The sequence below is a fragment of the Mycobacteriales bacterium genome, from assembly GCA_035550055.1.
Lineage (GTDB): Bacteria > Actinomycetota > Actinomycetes > JAFAQI01 > JAFAQI01 > DASZTV01.
Map to the genome: position 1 here is coordinate 1 of DASZRO010000021.1, position 19,508 is coordinate 19,508.

At 68.5% G+C, this 19,508-nt stretch carries 18 protein-coding genes; 15 read left to right on the plus strand and 3 right to left on the minus strand.

Features of this window, described 5'->3' with window-relative positions; translation table 11 throughout:
• Together VG899_03495 and VG899_03500 are read left to right on the plus strand one after the other, a co-directional pair.
• Nucleotides 1-471: hypothetical protein (locus VG899_03495; GenBank protein HWA65418.1), on the plus strand; the 471-nt coding region annotated here is incomplete at its 5' end.
• Nucleotides 472-480: 9 nt separating this feature from the next.
• On the plus strand, nt 481-1,503 hold the full coding sequence (locus VG899_03500; protein ID HWA65419.1) for a PHP domain-containing protein: 1,023 nt from the start codon (nt 481-483) through the stop codon (nt 1,501-1,503).
• A gap of 84 nt (nt 1,504-1,587) precedes the next feature.
• Here VG899_03500 and VG899_03505 read toward each other — a convergent pair whose 3' ends face one another.
• On the minus strand, nt 1,588-3,312 hold the full coding sequence (locus tag VG899_03505; GenBank protein HWA65420.1) for a D-aminoacylase: 1,725 nt from the start codon (nt 3,310-3,312) through the stop codon (nt 1,588-1,590).
• Nucleotides 3,312-4,529 (minus strand): amidohydrolase family protein, encoded by a 1,218-nt coding sequence (locus VG899_03510; GenBank protein ID HWA65421.1) that lies wholly within the window; start codon nt 4,527-4,529, stop codon nt 3,312-3,314. The genes VG899_03505 and VG899_03510 overlap by 1 nt, the downstream gene beginning before the upstream one ends.
• Before the next feature lie 52 nt (nt 4,530-4,581).
• On the opposite strand from VG899_03510, the gene VG899_03515 reads away from it, so the two are divergent.
• Nucleotides 4,582-6,783 (plus strand): prolyl oligopeptidase family serine peptidase, encoded by a 2,202-nt coding sequence (locus VG899_03515; protein HWA65422.1) that lies wholly within the window; start codon nt 4,582-4,584, stop codon nt 6,781-6,783.
• A gap of 12 nt (nt 6,784-6,795) precedes the next feature.
• Here VG899_03515 and VG899_03520 read toward each other — a convergent pair whose 3' ends face one another.
• Nucleotides 6,796-7,107, minus strand: a complete 312-nt coding sequence (locus tag VG899_03520; GenBank protein ID HWA65423.1) for a hypothetical protein — start codon at nt 7,105-7,107, stop codon at nt 6,796-6,798.
• 177 nt (nt 7,108-7,284) lie between these two features.
• Here VG899_03520 and VG899_03525 point away from each other — a divergent pair, with 177 nt between their 5' ends.
• The 12 genes from VG899_03525 to VG899_03580 all read left to right on the plus strand — a co-directional run bounded on the left by VG899_03525 (nt 7,285) and on the right by VG899_03580 (nt 19,500).
• A complete protein-coding gene (locus VG899_03525) occupies nt 7,285-7,743 on the plus strand; it encodes a 2,4'-dihydroxyacetophenone dioxygenase family protein (protein HWA65424.1) in 459 nt (152 codons plus the stop codon).
• Nucleotides 7,740-8,936, plus strand: a complete 1,197-nt coding sequence (locus VG899_03530) for a cytochrome P450 (protein HWA65425.1) — start codon at nt 7,740-7,742, stop codon at nt 8,934-8,936. Before VG899_03525 ends, VG899_03530 begins: the two co-directional genes overlap by 4 nt.
• A gap of 189 nt (nt 8,937-9,125) precedes the next feature.
• The gene (locus VG899_03535; protein HWA65426.1) at nt 9,126-10,253 is read left to right on the plus strand and encodes a nitronate monooxygenase family protein; all 1,128 of its coding nucleotides are present in this window, start codon (nt 9,126-9,128) and stop codon (nt 10,251-10,253) included.
• 7 nt (nt 10,254-10,260) lie between these two features.
• Nucleotides 10,261-10,776 (plus strand): PPOX class F420-dependent oxidoreductase, encoded by a 516-nt coding sequence (locus tag VG899_03540; GenBank protein HWA65427.1) that lies wholly within the window; start codon nt 10,261-10,263, stop codon nt 10,774-10,776.
• Between the two features lie 66 nt (nt 10,777-10,842).
• Entirely contained in the window at nt 10,843-12,327 is a 1,485-nt protein-coding gene (locus tag VG899_03545; protein ID HWA65428.1) for an ABC transporter substrate-binding protein, read from the plus strand.
• 13 nt (nt 12,328-12,340) lie between these two features.
• The gene (locus VG899_03550; protein HWA65429.1) at nt 12,341-14,281 is read left to right on the plus strand and encodes an ABC transporter permease; all 1,941 of its coding nucleotides are present in this window, start codon (nt 12,341-12,343) and stop codon (nt 14,279-14,281) included.
• Complete coding sequence (locus VG899_03555; protein ID HWA65430.1) at nt 14,268-15,026, plus strand: ABC transporter ATP-binding protein; 759 nt, start codon at nt 14,268-14,270, stop codon at nt 15,024-15,026. The genes VG899_03550 and VG899_03555 overlap by 14 nt, the downstream gene beginning before the upstream one ends.
• Complete coding sequence (locus VG899_03560) at nt 15,027-15,740, plus strand: ABC transporter ATP-binding protein (protein ID HWA65431.1); 714 nt, start codon at nt 15,027-15,029, stop codon at nt 15,738-15,740.
• Entirely contained in the window at nt 15,737-17,032 is a 1,296-nt protein-coding gene (locus VG899_03565) for a hypothetical protein (protein HWA65432.1), read from the plus strand. Before VG899_03560 ends, VG899_03565 begins: the two co-directional genes overlap by 4 nt.
• Nucleotides 17,029-17,592 carry a hypothetical protein gene (locus VG899_03570; protein HWA65433.1) on the plus strand — a complete coding sequence of 188 codons (564 nt, stop codon included), beginning with the start codon at nt 17,029-17,031 and terminating at the stop codon, nt 17,590-17,592. Before VG899_03565 ends, VG899_03570 begins: the two co-directional genes overlap by 4 nt.
• On the plus strand, nt 17,592-18,518 hold the full coding sequence (locus tag VG899_03575) for a cyclase family protein (GenBank protein HWA65434.1): 927 nt from the start codon (nt 17,592-17,594) through the stop codon (nt 18,516-18,518). Before VG899_03570 ends, VG899_03575 begins: the two co-directional genes overlap by 1 nt.
• A gap of 4 nt (nt 18,519-18,522) precedes the next feature.
• The gene (locus VG899_03580; GenBank protein ID HWA65435.1) at nt 18,523-19,500 is read left to right on the plus strand and encodes an alpha/beta fold hydrolase; all 978 of its coding nucleotides are present in this window, start codon (nt 18,523-18,525) and stop codon (nt 19,498-19,500) included.
• Nucleotides 19,501-19,508: the final 8 nt, after the last annotated feature.

Genomic DNA, 19,508 nt, shown 5'->3' on the forward strand with positions numbered 1-19,508 from the left:
GATACGCCGGTCGGGCCGTACGACGAGGTCGCCGCGACCCTGCTGCCGGGCGACGGCAGTGCCCACGGGCACATCCCGTTCATCGTGGTCGACTCGCTGCCGAGTGTCGTCGGCGGTCGGGCGAACTGGCTGCTGCCGAAGGCACTTGCCAGCTTCGACTGGGACGGCGACGAGAACGCCGTCACGATCGGCGCTGGCCAACCGGCGACGCCGGCGTGGACGATCCGGGTGGCGTTCGAGGCCGCCGGCGACGCGACCACGATCTCGCTCGCCAACCACGTCCAGCAGGTCAGCACGGACGGCGCCGTACGCCGCTTCTCCGGGACGATGAGCGGCACGATGCGACCGGCGTCGGTGACAGTCGACGGTCACGCCGACGGACCGCTGTCCGCGCTGCTCGTTCCCGGCCGCCACCACGGCACGATGCTCACCGACTGCACGTTCGACTGCGCTGGACTCGACCCGGTCTAACGTCGGCATATGGCGAAGGCTGATCGAGCACGCGATCCCCTTGCCGACCTCAGGCGCATCGCGTACCTGCTCGAACGGGCACACGAGGCGACGCCGCGGGTGAAGGCGTTCCGTACGGCGGCCGCGGTCGTCGAGGAGCTACCGGCCGACGAGCTGGCCAGGCGTGCGGCAAACGACACGCTGAAGGACCTTTCCGGGATCGGCGACACCACGTCGACCGTGATCCGTGAGTCACTCGCGGGCAAGCTGCCGGCGTACCTCGCGAAGCTCGAAGCCGCCCTGCCGCCGGTCAAGAATCCCGGCCGGATGCGGGCCGCTCTCAAAGGCGATCTGCACATGCACAGCGACTGGAGTGACGGCGGCTCGCCGATCGAGGAGATGGTCACCGCGGCTCGCGACCTCGGTCACGAGTACGTCGCCCTGACCGACCACTCGCCACGACTCACCGTTGCCCGCGGCCTGACCGCCGAGCGGCTGCGTGAGCAGATCAAGATCGTGAAACGGCTCAACGAGGAGATGGCTCCGTTCCGGATCCTCACGGGCATCGAGGTCGACATCAACGAGGACGGTTCACTCGACCAGGACGAGGATCTGCTCGCCGAGCTCGACGTGGTCGTCGCATCGGTGCACTCCAAGCTGCGCATGGATGCAAAGCAGATGACCGAGCGGATGGTGGTCGCGGTCGCGAACCCCAACACCGACGTACTCGGTCACTGCACCGGGCGGATGCTCGCCGGTCGCGGTCGACCCGAATCGCAGTTCGATCCGGAGTTGGTCTTCGAAGCGTGCAAGCAGTTCGGTACGGCGGTCGAGATCAACTGCCGGCCCGAACGCATGGATCCGCCGCGCCGGCTGCTGGCGTTGGCGGAGGAGATCGGGTGCATGTTCTCCATCGACACCGACTCCCACGCCCCCGGCCAGCTCGAGTGGCTCCCCAACGGCTGCGAGAAGGCCGACGAGATCGACCTCGACCCGGCACGCGTGATCAACACGAAGTCCGCCGACGCCCTCCTCACCCACCTCTCCCAGTAACGCTGCGTTGGTGGGGCGAACCGCCAGGTGACGCTGCGTTGCTGGGGCGATCGGCCTAGCAACGCAGCGTTGCTGGGGAAGGGGTCAGCTGGTGGGGACGGTCACCGTGTCGCGGCCGCTTCGCAGGACCTTGCCGGGGCGGGCGTCGGTGGCCTGGCCGTCACGGATCGTCTCGACGCCATTGACCAGGACCCGCTTCACGCCGATGCCGCCGGCGGTCAGCCGCGGCGCCCCGCCCGGCAGGTCGAAGTGCAACGCCGCGTCCTCCGACGCCACGGTCTCGGGATCGATCACCACGATGTCCGCGTGATAGCCCTCGCGCAGGTAGCCACGGTCGACGAGGCCGAACAGGTCCGCCTGCGCGCCGGTGATCATCCGTACGGCGGACTCGACCGGCACCAGCTTGCGGCCCCGAATCATGTCGCCGAGGAACCTCGTCGGGAACGGCGCACCCGCCATCCGGTCCAGGTGCGCACCGGCGTCCGATCCGCCGAGCATGATGTCGGGCTCGTCCCACGCCGACTGCCGCAGCGCCCAGGTGTCGGGGTCGTTGTCGTTCGGCATCGGCCAGAGCACGGTACGAAGATCGTCGGCGATCACGATGTCGAGCAGGCAGTCGAACGGGTCCTGCCCACGCTCCGCGGCGATGTCCTTCACGACGCGGCCCTTCAGACCGTCGTTCTCCGGCGCGTAGGTGTCGCCGATGACGTAGCGACCGAACGAGCCGAGCCGCTTGAACACGCCGGCCTCCGGCGCGTTGACCAGCTCGACCATCTTCGCCCGCGTCGCCGGATCCGACAGCCGCTTGATGCGCTCCTCGACCGGGCACTGCAGGATCTCGCCCCACCCTGGGATCAGCCACAGTCCGCAGAAGTTGAGCAGGCTCATGTTCATCGGCACGAGGACCGGCATCGTCAGCGCGACCACCCGCCCACCGAGCTCGCGGGCCCGCGTCGAGGCCTGCAGCTGGCGCGGGATGCGGTCGGGCTCGCGCGAGTCGATCGTCAGCAGGTTCCAGTTCAGCGAACGGTTCGCCGCCGCCGACATCTCGGCGAGCAGATCGATCTCGGAGTCCTCGAACTTGTCGAGGCAGCCCGACACGATGCCTTCCAGGAAGGTCCCCTCGTGCTCACCCACCGCCGTACACAGCGCGAGCAGCTCGTCCTTGCCCGCCATCCGCGAGGCGACCGGCTTGCCCTCACCGTCTGAATGAGTGCGGGACAAGGTTGTCGAGAAGCCGAGACCGCCTGCCTCGATCGACTCGTGGAGTACGGCGACGAGCTGCTTGATCTCGTCATCGGTCGCCTCGCGATCGGTCGCCTCAGCCCCCATCACGTAGCGCCGGATCGCACAGTGTCCGACCAGGAACCCGGCGTTGACCGCGAGGTCCGCGCGCTCGACCGCGTCGAGATACTCGGCGAAGGACTCCCAGCTCCACTCGACGCCGGTCTCGAGCGCCTCGAGCGGCATCCCCTCGACCTTCTGCATCATCCGCCGGATGTAGTCGGCGTCTTCCGGTTTCAACGGCGCCAGCGTGAAGCCGCAGTTGCCGCCGAGCACCGTCGTCACACCGTGCTCGTTGGAGGGCGTGAGCAGCGGGTCCCAGAACAGCTGTGCGTCGTAGTGCGTGTGGTTGTCGATCACGCCCGGCATCACGATCAGGCCGGCCGCGTCGTAGGTCTCGGCGGCGTCCTCGTCGACCGACCCGATCGCCACGATCCGGCCGTCGCGCACTGCGACGTCACCGACGTACGACGGGCCCCCCGTCCCGTCGACGACGGTTGCCCCCTTGATCAGGTAGTCGAGCATCAGCGCTTCCAGCGTCCTTCGGGTGTGAGGTCGTAGAACCGGATGGCGTTGCCACGCACGATCTTTTCGACGATGTCGTCGTCGAGGTGCTTCATCTGCTGCTCGGCCACCGCGCGGGTGTTGGGCCAGGTGGAGTCCGAGTGCGGGTAGTCGCTCTCATACGCGACGTTGTTCACGCCGATCGCCTCGATGTTCATCAGGCCGTGCGGGTCGTCGAAGAAGCAGCCGAGCACGTGCTCGTAGTACAGCTCCGACGGCGGCCGCTTCACGGTGTCGGCGACACCGCCCCATCCGCGGTTCTCCTCCCACACCACATCGGCGCGGTGCAGGACATAGGGAATCCAGCCGATCGAGCCCTCGGAGAAGGCGATCTTCAAGGTCGGGAACCGCTCGAGTGCCCCGCACATCAACCAGTCGACGAGGGAGTAGCAGGAGTTCGCGAACGTCAGTGTCGAGCCGACCGCGGCGGGCGCGTCCTTCGACGTCGACGGCATCTTCGACGACGACCCGATGTGCATGTTGATCACCGTGCCGGTCTCGTCACACGCGGCGAAGAACGGATCCCAGTAACGGTTCTTGTCGTGCACGCTCGGCAGCTCGAGGAACGGCGGAATCTCGGAGAAGCAGGTCGCACGTACGCCGCGGGCGGCGTTGCGGCGTACCTCCTCGGCGGCGAGCTCGGCATCCCACAGCGGCACGATGATCAGCGGGATCAGCCGGCCGTCGGCGTCGCCACACCACTCCTCGACCTGGAAGTCGTTGTAGGCCTTCACGCACTCGAGCGCGACGTCTTTGTCCTTGGCCTCCAGGAACGTCTGGCCGCAGAACCGCGGGAACGTCGGGAAGCACATCTGTGACTCGGTCCAGTTGGTGTCCATGTCCTCGAGGCGCTCCTTCACGGAGTACGCCCCGGTGCGCATCTGGTCGTAGCCCACCAGGCGCAGGTCGACCTCGTCTCGGTCGAAGCCGACGGAGGCGTCGAGGCGCATCAGCGGCCGCTTGAGGTCTTCGTACAGCCACCACGCAACGTCCGGTCCACTTCCCGGCTCGCCCATCGACACCGTCAGCTTCCCGCCGACGAACGTAACATCGCCCTTGGGTGCGAAGACGACCTTCGGAGCCTTCTCCTTCATGGCGGCCGGCACCCGGTCCTGCCAGAGGTTGGGAGGCTCGACGACATGGTCGTCGACCGACACGATCTTGGGAAACTGCTCCATGCGCTCAACTTTAGTCAGTTTCTGACGCCTCGTCAGATTTAGGATCCAGCCCGTGGTCCGAACCGCATTCGGGTGTCTGCTCGCCACTGTCGCCGCCGTCGCCGCCGTCGCCGCGACGATCATGCCGAGCGCTGCTGCCGCCGCCTCACACCACCCGCCGCCGCCTCTGCACCGCCAGGTGTCGGTCACGGACTACTCGCGTCCGGTCGACCTGCCGGCCGACGCGCCGCCGGCGCTCTATGCGCCCGAGCCGAAGCTGCCGGCCGCCGACGGCTGGCCGGGGAGCAACGCGGCGTTCTCCCGCACCTCGGGCACCGGGCGGCTGGCGGACGGCGGTCTCTACTGGACGGACTGGCTGTACGACGACCACGGCACGACGACCGCGTCGCCGGGCGACCTGTCGGTCACCGCGGGCTCGCCGAGCTTCGGCCTCTACACCTACCCGCCCGGAGCGGCGCACGGAAACGGCGCCGACATCTTCACCGCGGCGGTCCTCGACCGGCCCGGCGCGACGTACTGGCGCGTCGACTGGAACACCCTCGCCGATCCGTCGGTGCCGGTCGCCGAGTGGACCTTCGACCGTGACGACGACGCAGCCACCGGAGGCAGTGCCTGGCCGGCCGGCGCAGGTGTGCACTCCCCGGGCATCGACACCGCACTGACCATGTCGAGCCACGGCGCGCAGCTGATCTCGGTCGGCTCCGGCAAGGTGCTGGCGACGTTCCCGGTCACCGTCGACGGCGCGGCGCAGTCGTTCGTCGTCCGCATCCCCAAGTCCGTGCTCGACCCGACGGGGTCGTGGCGGATCCGGCTCGCGGCAGGTCTCGCGGACGCCGCCGGGACCAGCTTCGCCCGGCCGCCGGATGCGCTGCCGACCGAACCGGCGGTCTACAACGTCACGTTCCGGCGTATCGACCAGGAGAAGATCGCCGCCAACTTCTGGGACGACCAGGCGCAGACGCTCGCGCTGCTGACCGGCAACGTGAGCGCGTTCTCCCACGTGGTCCACTGGTCACTGCTCGCCCGGCACACGCGGACCTCACCGCCGCGCCCGACGGGCTGGAGCGACCGCTGGTACGTCTCGGCCGTCTCGCTCGGTCAGGGCATCGTCACCGGCGCCAGCACGATCCTCGACAACCAGGCGAACTATCTCGGCCGGGTACAGCCCTATGCCGTCTACGTGCCGAAGAGCTACCGACCCGGCCGGCCGACGCCGCTGACCTTCCTGCTGCACTCGCTGACCCAGAACCACAACCAGTACGCCGCGACGACCCCGAACTTCAGCCGGCTCGCCTGCGAGGACCGGCACTCGATCTGCGTCACCACACTGGGCCGCGGGCCGGACGGCGACTACTTCGACTACGCCGAGCTCGACTTCTGGCAGGTCTGGCACGCGGTGGCTGCGGCGTACGACGTCGACCCGGACCGCACGCTGCTGTGCGGCTACTCGATGGGTGGGCTGGGCACCAACCAGCTCGCGATGGCCCACCCCGACCTGTTCGCGAAGGCGGTGACGCTGGCAGGGGCGGTCGGCAACGTGCCGGCGCTGCACAACCTGCGCTGGATCCCGACGTACCTCGCCGGCGGGGTCACCGACGAGCTCGTTCCGCTGCCGATCGAGATGGCCGAGGCGAACGGCCTGGCCGCGCTCGGCGATCGCTACCGCTGGGTGATCTACCCGGCGGTCGACCACGTGGCCTTCGAGTTGGCCGACGCCTTCGCCGACGCCGCGAAATACATGGGAGACGCCGAGCGCGTCCGCGACCCGGGCCGGTTCTCCTTCACCTGGTACCCCGCCAACGGCGGCGGATTGTCCGGCAACCAGCTGACCGGAGGCGGCATCTCGTGGACGCAGCTTCCCCAATACGGCGTCGGTACGACGGGCGACTACTGGGTCCGCGACCTCACAGCGCGTTCACGGCAGCGGTACGCAACGGTGAAGGCCTACTCCGGCGTGCGCCCCGAGCGATCGGTCGCCACGCACTCGGCGCACAACATCACCGTCGACGGCCCCGGCCCGGGCGTCGCGTCACAGCTGACCTGGACCCGTGGCCGACGACCCGCCGCGAAGCCGCTCATCACGTTGCGGCTGACCAACGTCCGGCGGCTCGTGGTGCTGCTCCGCGCGGCCGGCTTTCACCAAGGCCAGGCCGGCACGCTGCGCGTCGTCACGGACGGGCCCACGACGCTGGGCCTCGATCGTCGAGTCCTTCGCCTCCACAAAGGCACCAAGACGGTGCGCTTCACGGCGTAGGACGACCGCCGCTCAATGCGCGATGCCGACGGCCGCGCCCACCGACGCCGCCATCGTGGTCACCATCGCCAGCATGAGCGTGCGGGTCTGTGTCGCCATTCGCCGGTCGATGGTGGAGGCAAAGGACGCCAGCTCGGCCCTGAGATCGGAGCCGAACTTCGCCATCTCGAGCCGCAACAACGCAATCTCGTGCTGCATATCGGCCTTTGCGGTCGCGACATCGGACTTGGTAGCCAGGTCGGCCCACCCCGCGGGCGGCAGGTGCTCCATGAGAACCTCCGCGGCCTCCTCACCCATCGCGTCGACGAGCCGGTCGTGCAGCAACCGTCGCCTTGCGTCACTGATAATCACGATGCGTCCTTCCGGGCAGGTGAGTCAACGTGGAATCACCGTCCGTCGCGCCTGCGACACGATCTCGCCGACAGGACGGGCGCTGTGGGAGGTCCGATGCGCGAGCGCCCACGGTGGGCAAGCGGGCATCCCCGTCGTACCGTTCGAGACATGACGATGACCGCTCCCCGCCCGCTCGCCGTGCACGTCGGCGCCGACGACCTGCCGTTCGTCGAGTTCGGCGGCGGCAACAAGATGAAGGTGCTTCGGGTCGACGAGGCCGAGAGCCTCTGGATCGTCGAGAACATCTTCATGGCCAACCTCGAGGTGCAGACCCATCGGCACACCGGCCCGGTGTACGGCTACACGGTGTCCGGGGCGTGGAAGTACAAGGAGTACGACTACGTCAACCGCGCCGGGTCGTTCCTCTACGAGCCGGCCGGCTCGGTGCACACGTTGACCGTGCTCGAAGACAACACTCAGGTGTGGTTCCAGATGTACGGCGCGAACCTCAACCTGCGTGAAGACGGCACGATCGAGTCGGTGACCGACGGCGCCGGCACGCTCGCGGCGTACTACGCGCTGGCCGAGAAGCAGGGCTTCGGGCGGCCGAACGTTCTCGTGTCTTGAACGATCTCGACCTGTCCGATCCGGACACCTACCGCGACGGCCCCCCGCACGCCTACTTCACCGAGCTGCGGGCGACCGACCCGGTCCACTGGCAGCCGATGCCCGGAAGCGGCCGGGGCGGCTACTGGGCGGTGCTCAAGCACCGCGACGTCGAGACGGTCGCGCGTCAGCCACTCCTCTTCTCCTCCGCCGAGCGCGGCGTCGTTCTGGAAGACCTGGAGGGCGAACGACTCGAGCAGATGCGCGGCATGCTGCTCGCGATGGACCCGCCGAAGCATCGGCAGGTCCGCAAGCCGCTGACGCCTCGCATGACCCCGCGCGCGCTCTCCGGCCTGGCCGACGGGATTCGCGCGATCTGCAACGACATCTTCGACGAAGCGGCGCAGGCGGCCGAGGTGGAGTTCGTCGACGACGTCGCCGCCGCACTACCCACCCGGGTGGTCGGCGCGCTGATGGGGCTGCCGCGCGAGGACTGGGTGCGCGTGCACAAGCTCGCCGAGGCGATCACCCACGGCCAGGACCCGGACTACGTGAGCGAAGGTGGCTCGGCAGCGGACGCGAGCACCGAGATGGGGATGTACGGCTACCAGTTCGCCGTCGACCGCGCGGCGCGCGAGCCGGTCGGTGACGGCGACATCACCGATGCCCTGCTGGCGGTGATGGATCCGGTCGCCTTCGCGATGCTGTTCATCCAGCTCGTCACCGCGGGCCAGGACACGACCCAGACGATGCTGTCCTCGGGGTTGCTCGCGCTGCTCGACCATCCCGACCAGCTGGCACTGCTGCGCGCCGAGCCGAGCCGCATCCCGGCAGCCATCGAGGAGATCGTGCGCTGGGCCAACCCGCTGCACTACTTCCGGCGTACCGCGACGGAGGACACGGTGATCGGCGACACGAAGATCGCGGCGGGCGACGCGGTGGCGATGTACTACTCGTCCTGCAACCGCGACGAGGCGGTCTTCGCCGACAGCCAGGCCTTCGACATCACGCGTACGCCGAACAAGCACCTCGGGTTCGGCCAGGCCGAGCACTTCTGCGTCGGCGTACACCTGGCTCGCCTGGAGGGCCGCATCTTCTACGAGGAGCTGCTGGCCAGGTTCACCGGTATCGAGCTGGCCGGCGTACCGCAGCGGCTCCGCAGCAACCTCAACAACAGCTACAAGAGCGTCCCCGTCACCCTCACACCCGCGTGATCTTGACGCTTTCGGCCTGATGGCAGCGTCATCAGGCCGAAAGCGTCAAGATCACCGGGGACGGTAGACCGTTGTGAGGTCACGCGCGGCACCGTACTCTGCAACCTGACGGAACCTGACGAGGCGTCAGAAACTGTGTCGCCGGTGACCCGAGTGGTCACCGGGACATCTGAGACGGAGGCTGCAAGCGTGCGTACCCCGGTCTGCGAGAAGCTCGGGATCGAGTTCCCGATCTTCGCGTTCTCCCACTGCCGCGACGTGGTGGCTGCGGTCAGCCGCGCCGGCGGGTTCGGGGTGCTCGGCGCCCTGGCGTTCACGCCGGAGGAGCTCGAGATCGAGCTGAAGTGGATCGAGGAGCACGTCGAGGGCAAGCCGTACGGCGTCGACCTCGTGATGCCCGCCAACTACATCGGCAAGGGCGGCAAGCAGCCGTCCGAGGAAGAGCTGCGGGCGATGATCCCCCAGGAGTACTGGGACTTCCTCGAAAGCATCATGCAGGAGTACAACGTCCCGCCGCTGCCGGAGGACCTGCAAAACGACCGCGCCAAGGCCGCGGGCCTCGGCGTCGACGACCAGGCGGGCCGCTCCGTCGACGTCGCGCTGAGCTACCCGAACGTCCGGCTGCTCGTCAACGCGCTCGGCCCGCCGCCGGAGGACGTCGTCAAGAAGGCGCACGACCACGGGGTCCTGGTCGGCGCCCTGATCGGCAACAAGCACCACGCCGAGAAGCAGATCGAAATCGGCGTGGACATCCTGGTCGCCCAGGGCGGCGAGGCAGGCGGCCACACCGGTGACGTCGCCACGATGGTCCTCGTGCCCGAGATCGTCGACGCGGTCGGCGACCGCGTCCCCGTCCTCGCCGCCGGCGGCATCGGGTGCGGCCGCCAGATGGCAGCCGCCTTCGCGCTCGGCGCGCAGGGCGTGTGGACCGGTTCGATCTGGCTGACCGTCGCGGAGGCCGACACCCAGCCCGAGCCCCTCGCCAACCTGCTCGCCGCCGACTCGCGCGGCACGGTCCGGTCGCGGACCATGACCGGCAAGCCGGCGCGCCAGCTGCGCACCGCGTGGACCGACGCCTGGGAACGCGAGGGCGCACCCAAGACTCTCCCGATGCCGCTGCAGGGAATCCTGTGGAACGCGATGGCCCGCCGGGTCAGCCGGTCGAGGACGAAGGAGCTCTCCGGCTTCCCGGTCGGGCAGATCGTCGGGCGCATGAACAAGGTCCGCCCGACCCAGGAGGTCATGCACGACCTGGTCGAGGAGTGGATCGCGACCACCGAACGGCTGTCCGCAATGCTCGACGAGACCTCGGCCTGAACCACGCATGGGCGTCAACCAGCGGTCCGCCATCGTCTTGACCCAGGAGGAGATCGACACCTTCCTCGCGGGTACCAGGTCGATGACGCTGGCGACCGTCGGTCCGGACGGCCAGCCACATCTCGTCGCGATGTGGTTCGCCGTGATCGACGGCGACATCTGCTTCGAGACCAAGGCCAAGTCCCAGAAAGCCGTCAACCTCAGGCGCAACCCGAAGGTCAGCTGCCTCGTCGAGGACGGTGCGACGTACGAACAGCTGCGAGGCGTGGCGATCGAGGGCACTGCCGAGATCTCCGACGACCCCGATCTCTTGTGGCGCATCGGGGTCAACGTGTGGGAGCGCTACTACGCGCCGTACACCGATGACGTGAAGCCGTTCGTCGAGGCGATGCTCAACAAGCGGGTCGCCGTACGGGTCAAGGCCGAGCGCACCCGCTCGTGGGACCACACGAAGCTCGGCATGCCCGCCACCGGCCCGGCCGGCGGCTCGACGATGACGGTCGCAGGTCGCCGGCCCCGCTAGCTGTTCCGGTCGTCAATGACGAGGCGAAGGAGTCCTATGCGCACCCCCCGCGCGGCAGCTCTACTGATGGCGGCTGGCCTGCTGGCCAGCGCGTGTGGTGCTCGGCTTCCCGCCGAGGTGAAGAGTCAGGCGCAGGCCGCCGTCCTCAGCTCCGGCGGCACGGGCGCCACCGGCACGGGTACGACGGACAACGGCGAGGGTACGACGTCGCTGCCGTCGACCACCGGCGGCGGGCAGACCACCACGGGCGGCGCGCCGTCCACGACGACCGGCGGCCAGACCACCACCGGCGGTAGCCAGACCACCACGGGCGGCGGGCAGACCACCACCGGTGGCGGCCAGACGACCACCACCGGCTCCACGACGGGCAAGTGCGGCACCGGCACGGACGTCGGTCTGACCTCCTCGACCATCGACCTCGGCACGATCGCCGACGTCACCGGGCCGGTGAGCGGCCTGTTCCAGGGCGCCGAAGAGGGCGCGATCACGTTCGCCAACTACGTGAACAGCACCCAGGGCGGCCTGTGCGGCCACAAGGTCAACATCGACTTCCGCGACGGCGGCACCAACTGCACCCAGACGCAGAACGCCGCGCAAGACCTGGCAGGCAAGGTGTTCGCCTTCATGGGCACCTTCGCCCTCTACGACGGGTGCGCCGCGACGGTGCTGAAGTCGAACCCGACCATCCCCGACATCCACGACTCGCTCGACGCATCGGCGCAGTCGCTGCCCAACCACTTCGACATCGAGCCCGGCGAGCCGGGCTACGCCACGGGCATGTTCGAGTACTACAAGCAGAAGTACGGCAGCAAGGTGCTGCACGTCGGCACCATCTCCGAGGCGCTGCCGTCAGCCGACGCGAAACAGCACAACATCGTGCACGCCGCGGAAAGCGCCGGGTGGAAGTTCGTCTACCAGCAGGACGAGCAGCCGACCAACGGCAACTTCGAAGGCGACTTCGTCAAGATGTGCCAGCAGGACCACATCCAGATCTTCTTCACGGTCACCGAGGACGCGCAGAACGCCGCCACGATGATCCAGAACGAGAACCAGGCCGGCTGCCCGAAGACGCTGATCAACATCATCCCGATCGCTTATGACCAGGCGTTCCTGCAGGCGTTCAGCGGCAACACCTCCGCCATCGAGGGGCTGCAGGGATACAACGAGTACGCGCTGTTCTTCAACAAGACCGACGCGCAGAGCATCCCTGAGCTCGGGCTGTTCCAGCAGTGGTTCGCGCGGACCTACCCAGGCCAGCCCGCCAACCTCTACGCGATGTTCGCCTGGGCATCAGGCGTGATGCTCGAGCAGGCCATGGAGAGCGCCGGTCCCACGCTCAATCGCAAGACGGTGCTGGCGGCCCTACACAAGATCAAGAACTTCACCGCCAACGGCATGATCGCGCCGGAAACACCGAGCTCGAAGACCGAGGGCGTCCACTGCTACGTGCTGTGGCAGTTCGTCAACGGTCAGTTCGAGCGACAGGCCGATCCGCCGACCAACGGGCCGACCGGCGGCTTCCGCTGCGACGGACGGTTCCTGCCGGCCTAGGCCGCACCACGCGATGATTGCTTTCGAGGGCTTCCTGATCACCGGCCTGGTGATCGGGTCGATCTATGCCCTGATCGCGATGGGCCTGGTCGTCACCTATCAGACGACCGGCATCTTCAACTTCTCTCACGGCGCCATCGCGATGGCGGCGGCTTTCATGTACTGGCAGCTCTGGCAGGGCTGGCATCTGAACGTGATCCTGAGCTTCCTGCTCGTCCTGCTCGTCATCGCGCCCGTGTTCGGCCTGCTCATCGAATACGTCCTCATGAGACCGATCCGCGGAGCGTCGGTCGACCTCACCATCGTGATCACGCTCGGCTTGCTGCTCGCGTTGGTCGGCGTCGCGAACATGAAGTGGAGCCCGACCGTCACACGGGTGCTGCCGCAACTCGACGACGGCCGCGGCTTCCGGGTCGGCGCGGTCCTCGTGACCTACCACGAGCTGATCACCGTGCTCGCACTCGTGGCAGTCGCCATCGTGCTGCGCGCACTGTTCACCCGCTCCCGGATCGGCATCGCGATGCGAGCGGTCGTCGACAATCCCGACTTGCTGGCGATGGCCGGCGGCCGGCCGATCCGCGTGCAGCAGCTGTCCTGGATGCTCTCGACGTCGCTCGCCGCTCTCGGCGGGATGCTGTTGGCCCCCATCGAGCAGCTGAGCATTCTGAACCTGACGCTGTTGGTCGTCGACGGGTACGCCGCGGCGATCATCGGCCGGCTGCGCAACCTGCCCGTCGCCGTCGGCGGCGCGATCGTCATCGCGGTAGGCCAGCAGATGGCGCTCGGCTACCTGCCGACGTCCGGCTTCTTGACGCGCGTGCAGAACATCATCCCGATGATCGTGCTGTTCATCGTGCTGATCGTCCTGCCTCAAGACCGGCTGCGTAGTGCGTCGTTCGCCTCCGAGGTGGCACCGCGGGTGGCAAGCCTCAAGTCGTCACTGAGTGTCGGGGCGAGCGTCATCGTGGTCGCCGCGGTCGTCTCGGCCTTCCTGTCCGGCCCGAACCTCAAGACGGCGTCAAACGGCTTCATCACCGGCATCATGCTGCTCTCGCTCGTGCTGCTCACCGGGTACGGCGGCATGGTCTCGCTGTGCGTGCTGTCGTTCGTCGGCCTCGGTTCCTACGCGATGTCCCACGCCGGAGGGACCAGCGGCTCGCTGCTCGGCGTCCTTGCCGCCGTCGGCCTCTCCGCAGGCGTCGGCGCTCTCGTCGCGCTGCCGACGCTGCGGCTACGGGGCCTCTACCTCGCGCTCGCCACGTTCTCGTTCGCGACCGTCATGGACCTCGCCGTCTTCACCCAGATCCTCGGCACCGGCGGCAACCTCGACGTCGCGCGAGTGCACATCCCGGGGATCCCGACCAAGTCTGACCGCGCGTTCTTCATGGTCTGCGCCGTGACGTTCGTGCTGGTCGCCGTGGGCGTGCTCGCCTTGCGGCGCAGCGCCTTCGGCCGCCGCCTCGTCGCCACCAACGACTCCCCCGCCGCCTGCGCGACTCTCGGCGTCAGCGTCAACAGCACGAAGCTGATCACGTTCACCATCGCCGCCGGTCTCGCCGGTCTCGCCGGCGCGTTGTACGGCGGAGTCCCGGGCAGTGTGTCGGCCAACGACTTCCAAGCGCTGGTCAGCCTGGTGATCCTGCTGCTCGCCCGCGTCGGCGGCATCAACACCGCCACGGGGGCGCTGCTCGGTGCCTCGACCCTGACCGCGTTCCAGGTGGCGCAGCCTCATCTGCCGATCTGGGCAGGTCAGCTGCAGTACACGCTGACCGGACTCGCCGCGATCAGCGTCGGACGCTCCCCCAACGGCTTCGGCGGCCGGATCGCCAAGCTCATCGAGCGGCTGCACCCAGCCTCCGACGAGCTGCCGGCTGCGCTCGACCACGGAAACCCGAGCAACGTCGGATCGGTGTTCTTCGCTGAGGAGCAGGAGCTCGCGCATGCCGGCCGCTGACTCCACCGCGACTACGCCGGTGCTCGAGATCGTCAACGTCTCGGTGCGCTTCGGCGGGATCAACGCCGTGTCCGACGTCTCGTTGTCGGCCCCGCCCGGGCAGGTCACCGGACTGATCGGACCCAACGGCGCCGGCAAGACCACCACCTTCAACGTCGTCACCGGCCTGCAGGCTCCGACCAGCGGAAAGGTGTTCATCGACGGGCGCGACGTCAGCAAGCTCGCGCCACACAAGCGCGCACGGCTGGGGCTGGCCCGCACCTTCCAGCGGCTGGAGGTCTTCGGCTCGCTCACCGTCTTCGAGAACCTGCTTGCCGCCGCGGAGTTCCACAAGTCGTGGTCGCGCGACGCGACTCCGCCGCGGGACGTCGCCACCCAGGTGCTCGACCGCGTCGGGTTGCGACCGGTGGGCAACGCGCGCGTCGACGCGCTCCCTACCGGAATCGCCCGGCTGGTCGAGCTCGGCCGAGCCCTGGCGACCCGGCCGCGGGTGCTGCTTCTCGACGAGGTCGGTTCCGGCCTCAACGCCGAGGAGACCGATGCGCTCGGCGACCTGATGCTCGACCTGGTCAGCGACGGGACCGCGATCCTGCTCGTCGAACACGACGTGGAGCTGGTCATGCGGGTGTGCCGTGAGATCTACGTCCTCGACTTCGGGCGCATCATCGCCGACGGCACTCCTTCGCAGATCCAGCACAACCGCGCGGTGCAGGCGGCGTACCTCGGCAGCGAGGAGGTTGCCTAGATGAGCAACCACCACGCGATCGACGTGATCGACCTGCACGCCGGCTACGGGCGGATCGAGGTCCTGCACGGCGTCAGCTTCGCGGTGCCGTCAGGCAGCGTGTTCGCGCTGCTCGGCCCGAACGGCGGGGGCAAGTCGACGACACTGAAAGTGATCTCCGGTGAGATCGCGCCGACCTCGGGTTGCGTGCACATCGCGGGCGCACACGTCAACGCGGCGAACCCGGACGCGCTCGCTCGCGCCGGCGTGACCCGCATCCCCGAAGGGCGAGGCATCTTCCCGAACCTCACGGTCGACGACAACCTGCGCATCTGGACGTACGCCGCGGGCATGTCGTTGAAAGCGGTGCACCGGACGACCTTCGCCCGCTTCCCGCGCCTCGAGGAGCGACGCCATCAGCGCGCCGGGACCATGAGCGGCGGAGAACAGCAGATGCTTGCGATGTCACGCGCACTCGTGGCACGACCCGCCGTCTTGCTGCTCGATGAGATCTCGATGGGTCTCGCGCCGATTATCGTGAGTGAGCTGTACGCACTCGTGCGCCAGCTCGCCGAGGAGGGGATCACCATCCTGCTCGTGGAGCAGTTCGCGACGACCGCGTTGCGGGTCGCCGACTTCGCGGCGGTCATGACTCAGGGCCGCGTCGTCGCGGTCGGTGAGCCGCAGGACATCCAGGAGCAAGTCTCCGCGGCCTACCTCGGCGGCGCAGCGTGAGGCCCGGCCTGAGCACCCGTCGCCGGCTGGCGGTAGGGGCCGTCGCGATCGGGCTCGTCGCTCTCGCCCCGGTGACCGCGAGCCTCGAAGCAGGCGCCACGACCGCCGCCCCGCTCGGCGCCGTCAACGTGAGCGCACTCGCCACCGGGATCCGGGCGCCGCTGTACTCCCACCAGGGCGAGGACGCCGAGATCGAGCTCCCGTATTCGTTGTCACAGCTGGGGGCCGGCGGCGTCGGGCATGCGCTCACCTCGATCTTGTGGCCGGGCAGCACCGGCGGCGCACTCGGCTCGACACTGGGCGTGCTCGGCATCAGCGGCATCCCGACCTCCCTCGAAGACGCGCTCAACGACCCGTTCAAGGCCGAGGCGCCGACCACCACCGGGGTCACCAACGTCTCGAAGACCAATCCCGGCCTGATCATGCAAGCGCTCGCCCTCGCAGATCACGTCAACGCCAGCTCGGCGTTCGGCCCGTCGAACCTCAGCGGCTTCGGCGACGACGCGGGACCACTGGTGAGCTCGACGACGAACATCGTGCAGGGCACCAGCAGCGTGGTCGCCGACGCGCGTACGGCACTCACCGACCTGTCGATCGGTCCGCTGTCCATCGGGTCGCTGGTCTCGACAGCACACGCGACGTCCAACGGCAAGAGCGCGACCGGGACCACCGAGACCGAGATCGCCGGGGTCAAGGTCGCGGGCATCGCGGTGACGATCGACCAGAACGGCATCGAGCTGTCGGGCAAGGGCGTTCTGCCGAGCAGCGTCGTCAAGACGTTGAACAAGACGGTCAACTCGGCGCTGAAGGCAGTCGGCTTGCAGGTGTACGTCGCGCCGGTGACCAAGACCGTCCACGGTGCCGCCGTCACGTTGGACTCCGGTGACCTGATCATCAGCCTGAAGAAGCCCGGATACCGCTCATCGCTCAACGACACCGGCGTACTACTCGAGCTCGGCGGCGCGAGCATCACGATGAACGCGACCCCCGGCTACGTGCCACCGGCGATCTCGACCAGCCCGCCTGCGACGAGCGCGTCGACACCGCCCGGCACCGGCGGGATGCCCGGCGTGATCCAGCCACCGACCATCCCGGGCTCCGAGCAGACCGAGCCGCCGAGCGTGGCGCCGCCTGAGCTCGCCAACACCGCACTGTCACTGCCGAAAGCACTGTCTTCGTGGTGGACCGTCGGCGGCATCCTGCTCGCCTTGCTCGCCGCTCTCGCCCTCGCCTTGTGGCCGAGCGCTGCACTTGCCGCTGCAACCGACTGCAGCCTTGAGGAGGACTCATGACGACCTCGGTCGAGACCCTCGGCGACGGGGCAACCGCCTCGGGCCGCATCAGTCGGCTCTCCGAACAGGTGCGCTCGGTGCGGACCCGCTCGACCGGATTCCGGTTCGACCGCTTGATGCTCGTCGTCGGCGGGGTGCTGATGCCGCTGGGCATCATCTTCATCATCCTCGGCTGGGCCGGTGCGGCGCGCACGCCGCTGCCGTTCGAGCAGAACGACTACCTCATCTCCGGTGGCCTGCTCGGGCTCGGCCTCACGTTCGCCGGCGGCTTCCTCTACTTCGGCTACTGGCAGACCGTGCGGATCAACGAGTCGCGGGCGCAGACCCGCCAGCTCGCCAACGCGCTCGCTCGGGTCGAAGCGCTGCTGGCCGGCGGGGCGACGGTCGACGAGCGCGGCAAGGCGGTCCCCGCCCCGAAGCGGTACGTCGCGACGCCGAGCGGCTCGATCTTCCACCTGCCGGACTGCGCAGCGGTGGCCGACCGCTCCGACCTGCGGGAGGTCGACCCGGGTCGTACCTCTCTCAAGCCCTGCCGCATCTGCAATCCCCTCAACGACTAGTGCTTCCCGAGGCGTTCGTCGATCTCGCGAAGACGGTCAACAACTGGGGCCGGTGGGGCCCGGACGACGAGCGCGGCACGCTCAACCTGATCACCCCCACGCGGGTGCGGGAAGCCGCTGACCTGGTCCGTGACGGCAAGCGTTTCAACCTCGCCATCCCGATGTCTGACGACGGCCCGCAGCTCGGCTTCGTCCCCGGTCGGGTCAACCCGCAACGGTCGACCATCGCCGACTTCGAGCTGTACGGCAGCGACGACGCCGGGATCCGGTTCAACGACGACGTCGTGACGATGGGTGTCCAGGCCGCCACGCACTGGGACGCACTCGGGCATGCCAGCTACAGCGGGCGGCTGTTCAACGGCTTCCCGACCGAGTCGATCACCGCCGAAGGCGGAGCCAGCCGGCTCGGCGCCGAGAAGCTGGGCCCGATCGTCGGTCGCGGTGTGCTCCTCGACGTCGCTCGCGCGCTGGGGAGCGACATCACCGCTGGCGGTCACGCGATCACGCCCGCCGACCTCGATGCCGCCGAAGAGCTCGCCAAGGTGACGGTGGGAGAAGGGGACATCGTCCTGCTGCGGACCGGCCAGATGCGACACCTGCACGCCGGCGACAAGATGGCGTACTGCATCTCGACCGCCGGACCTTCCACGCAGTCGGCCGGATGGTTCCACCAGCGCGGGGTTGCCGCGGTTGCCGCCGACAACCTCTCCTTCGAGGTGTTTCCCGGCGAGGACGACGCCGTGATGTTCCCGGTGCACATGCTGCATCTCGTCGAGATGGGGATGCCGCAGGGTCAGAACTTCGACCTCGAGGAGCTGGCAGCGGACTGCGCCGACGACGGGCGCTACGCCTTCCTGCTCTCGGCAACGCCGGAACCGATTGTCGGCGCGACCGGAGCGCCGGTCACCCCGGTTGTGATCAAGTAGTCGTGTGAACTCGACGCACCTGCTCTCAGGCCGGCGCGGCATGACGGGGGTCGCGGCGATCACCGCACTGGTGCTTGCGCTCGCCGTACCCGGGGTCGCTGCGGCCTCCGCCAACGGCCACCCGTCCTACCCGGTGCCGTACAGCTTCCTGCCCGACATGGCGGCGGCGCCGTCGAATGCGCCGCCCCCCGGCGCGAACCACTGGTCCTGCAAGCCGACCGACGCCCACCCCTACCCGGTGATCCTCGTCCACGGACTGCTGTCGAACCAGGCAGACAACTGGCAGACCTACGGTCCGCTCCTCGCCGACAACGGCTACTGCGTCTTCACGCTGACCTACGGCACCCGGTCGAGCAGCCCGCCGTTCAGCTTCATGGGCGGGCTGACTCCCATGCCCGGAGACGCGAAAGTGCTCGGCCGATTCGTGGACAAGGTGCTGGCCGCCACCCACGCGCGCAAGGTCGACATCGTCGGTCACTCCGAAGGCGCGACGATGCCCTACTGGTACCTCAAGTTCGACGGTGGCGCCGCGAAGGTCGCCCACATGGTCGGGCTGTCCCCCGTCGTACACGGGTCGTGGGTGTCCGGCGTACCGCTGATCGACAGCTGGCTGACCGCACTCGGGCTGCCCCACGCCATGGAGTCGGTCCTCGGCGGCGCCTGCGCGGCGTGCGCGGAGATCAACCCGGACTCGGCCTGGATCGCGAAGCTCGACCGCGGAGGAGTCGCTGTGCCAGGGGTCATCTACACCCAGGTCATGACCGAGTACGACGAGCTTGTCGTGCCCTACACGAGCGGCAACGTCGACGGACCGAACTCGACCAACATCGTCATCCAGCACCAGTGCCCGGCCGACACGGTCGACCACGTCTCGATGGGGGTCGACCCCAACGTGGCCCAGGACGTCCTCAACGCCCTCGACCCCAGCCGGCACAAGCCGGTCGTGTGCTCGCCGTTCGTCCCGGTCGTCGGCCAGCTCTGAGGTCGTCG

What these genes read in the sequence shown, in the direction of transcription:
- VG899_03500 (HWA65419.1), top strand. Translation starts at nt 481, where the DNA reads ATGGCGAAGGCTGATCGAGCACGCGATCCCCTTGCCGACCTCAGGCGC.
- VG899_03505 (HWA65420.1), bottom strand. Translation starts at nt 3,312, where the DNA reads ATGCTCGACTACCTGATCAAGGGGGCAACCGTCGTCGACGGGACGGGG.
- VG899_03510 (HWA65421.1), bottom strand. Translation starts at nt 4,529, where the DNA reads ATGGAGCAGTTTCCCAAGATCGTGTCGGTCGACGACCATGTCGTCGAG.
- VG899_03525 (HWA65424.1), top strand. Translation starts at nt 7,285, where the DNA reads ATGACGATGACCGCTCCCCGCCCGCTCGCCGTGCACGTCGGCGCCGAC.
- VG899_03540 (HWA65427.1), top strand. Translation starts at nt 10,261, where the DNA reads ATGGGCGTCAACCAGCGGTCCGCCATCGTCTTGACCCAGGAGGAGATC.
- VG899_03545 (HWA65428.1), top strand. Translation starts at nt 10,843, where the DNA reads ATGGCGGCTGGCCTGCTGGCCAGCGCGTGTGGTGCTCGGCTTCCCGCC.
- VG899_03550 (HWA65429.1), top strand. Translation starts at nt 12,341, where the DNA reads ATGATTGCTTTCGAGGGCTTCCTGATCACCGGCCTGGTGATCGGGTCG.
- VG899_03555 (HWA65430.1), top strand. Translation starts at nt 14,268, where the DNA reads ATGCCGGCCGCTGACTCCACCGCGACTACGCCGGTGCTCGAGATCGTC.
- VG899_03560 (HWA65431.1), top strand. Translation starts at nt 15,027, where the DNA reads ATGAGCAACCACCACGCGATCGACGTGATCGACCTGCACGCCGGCTAC.
- VG899_03570 (HWA65433.1), top strand. Translation starts at nt 17,029, where the DNA reads ATGACGACCTCGGTCGAGACCCTCGGCGACGGGGCAACCGCCTCGGGC.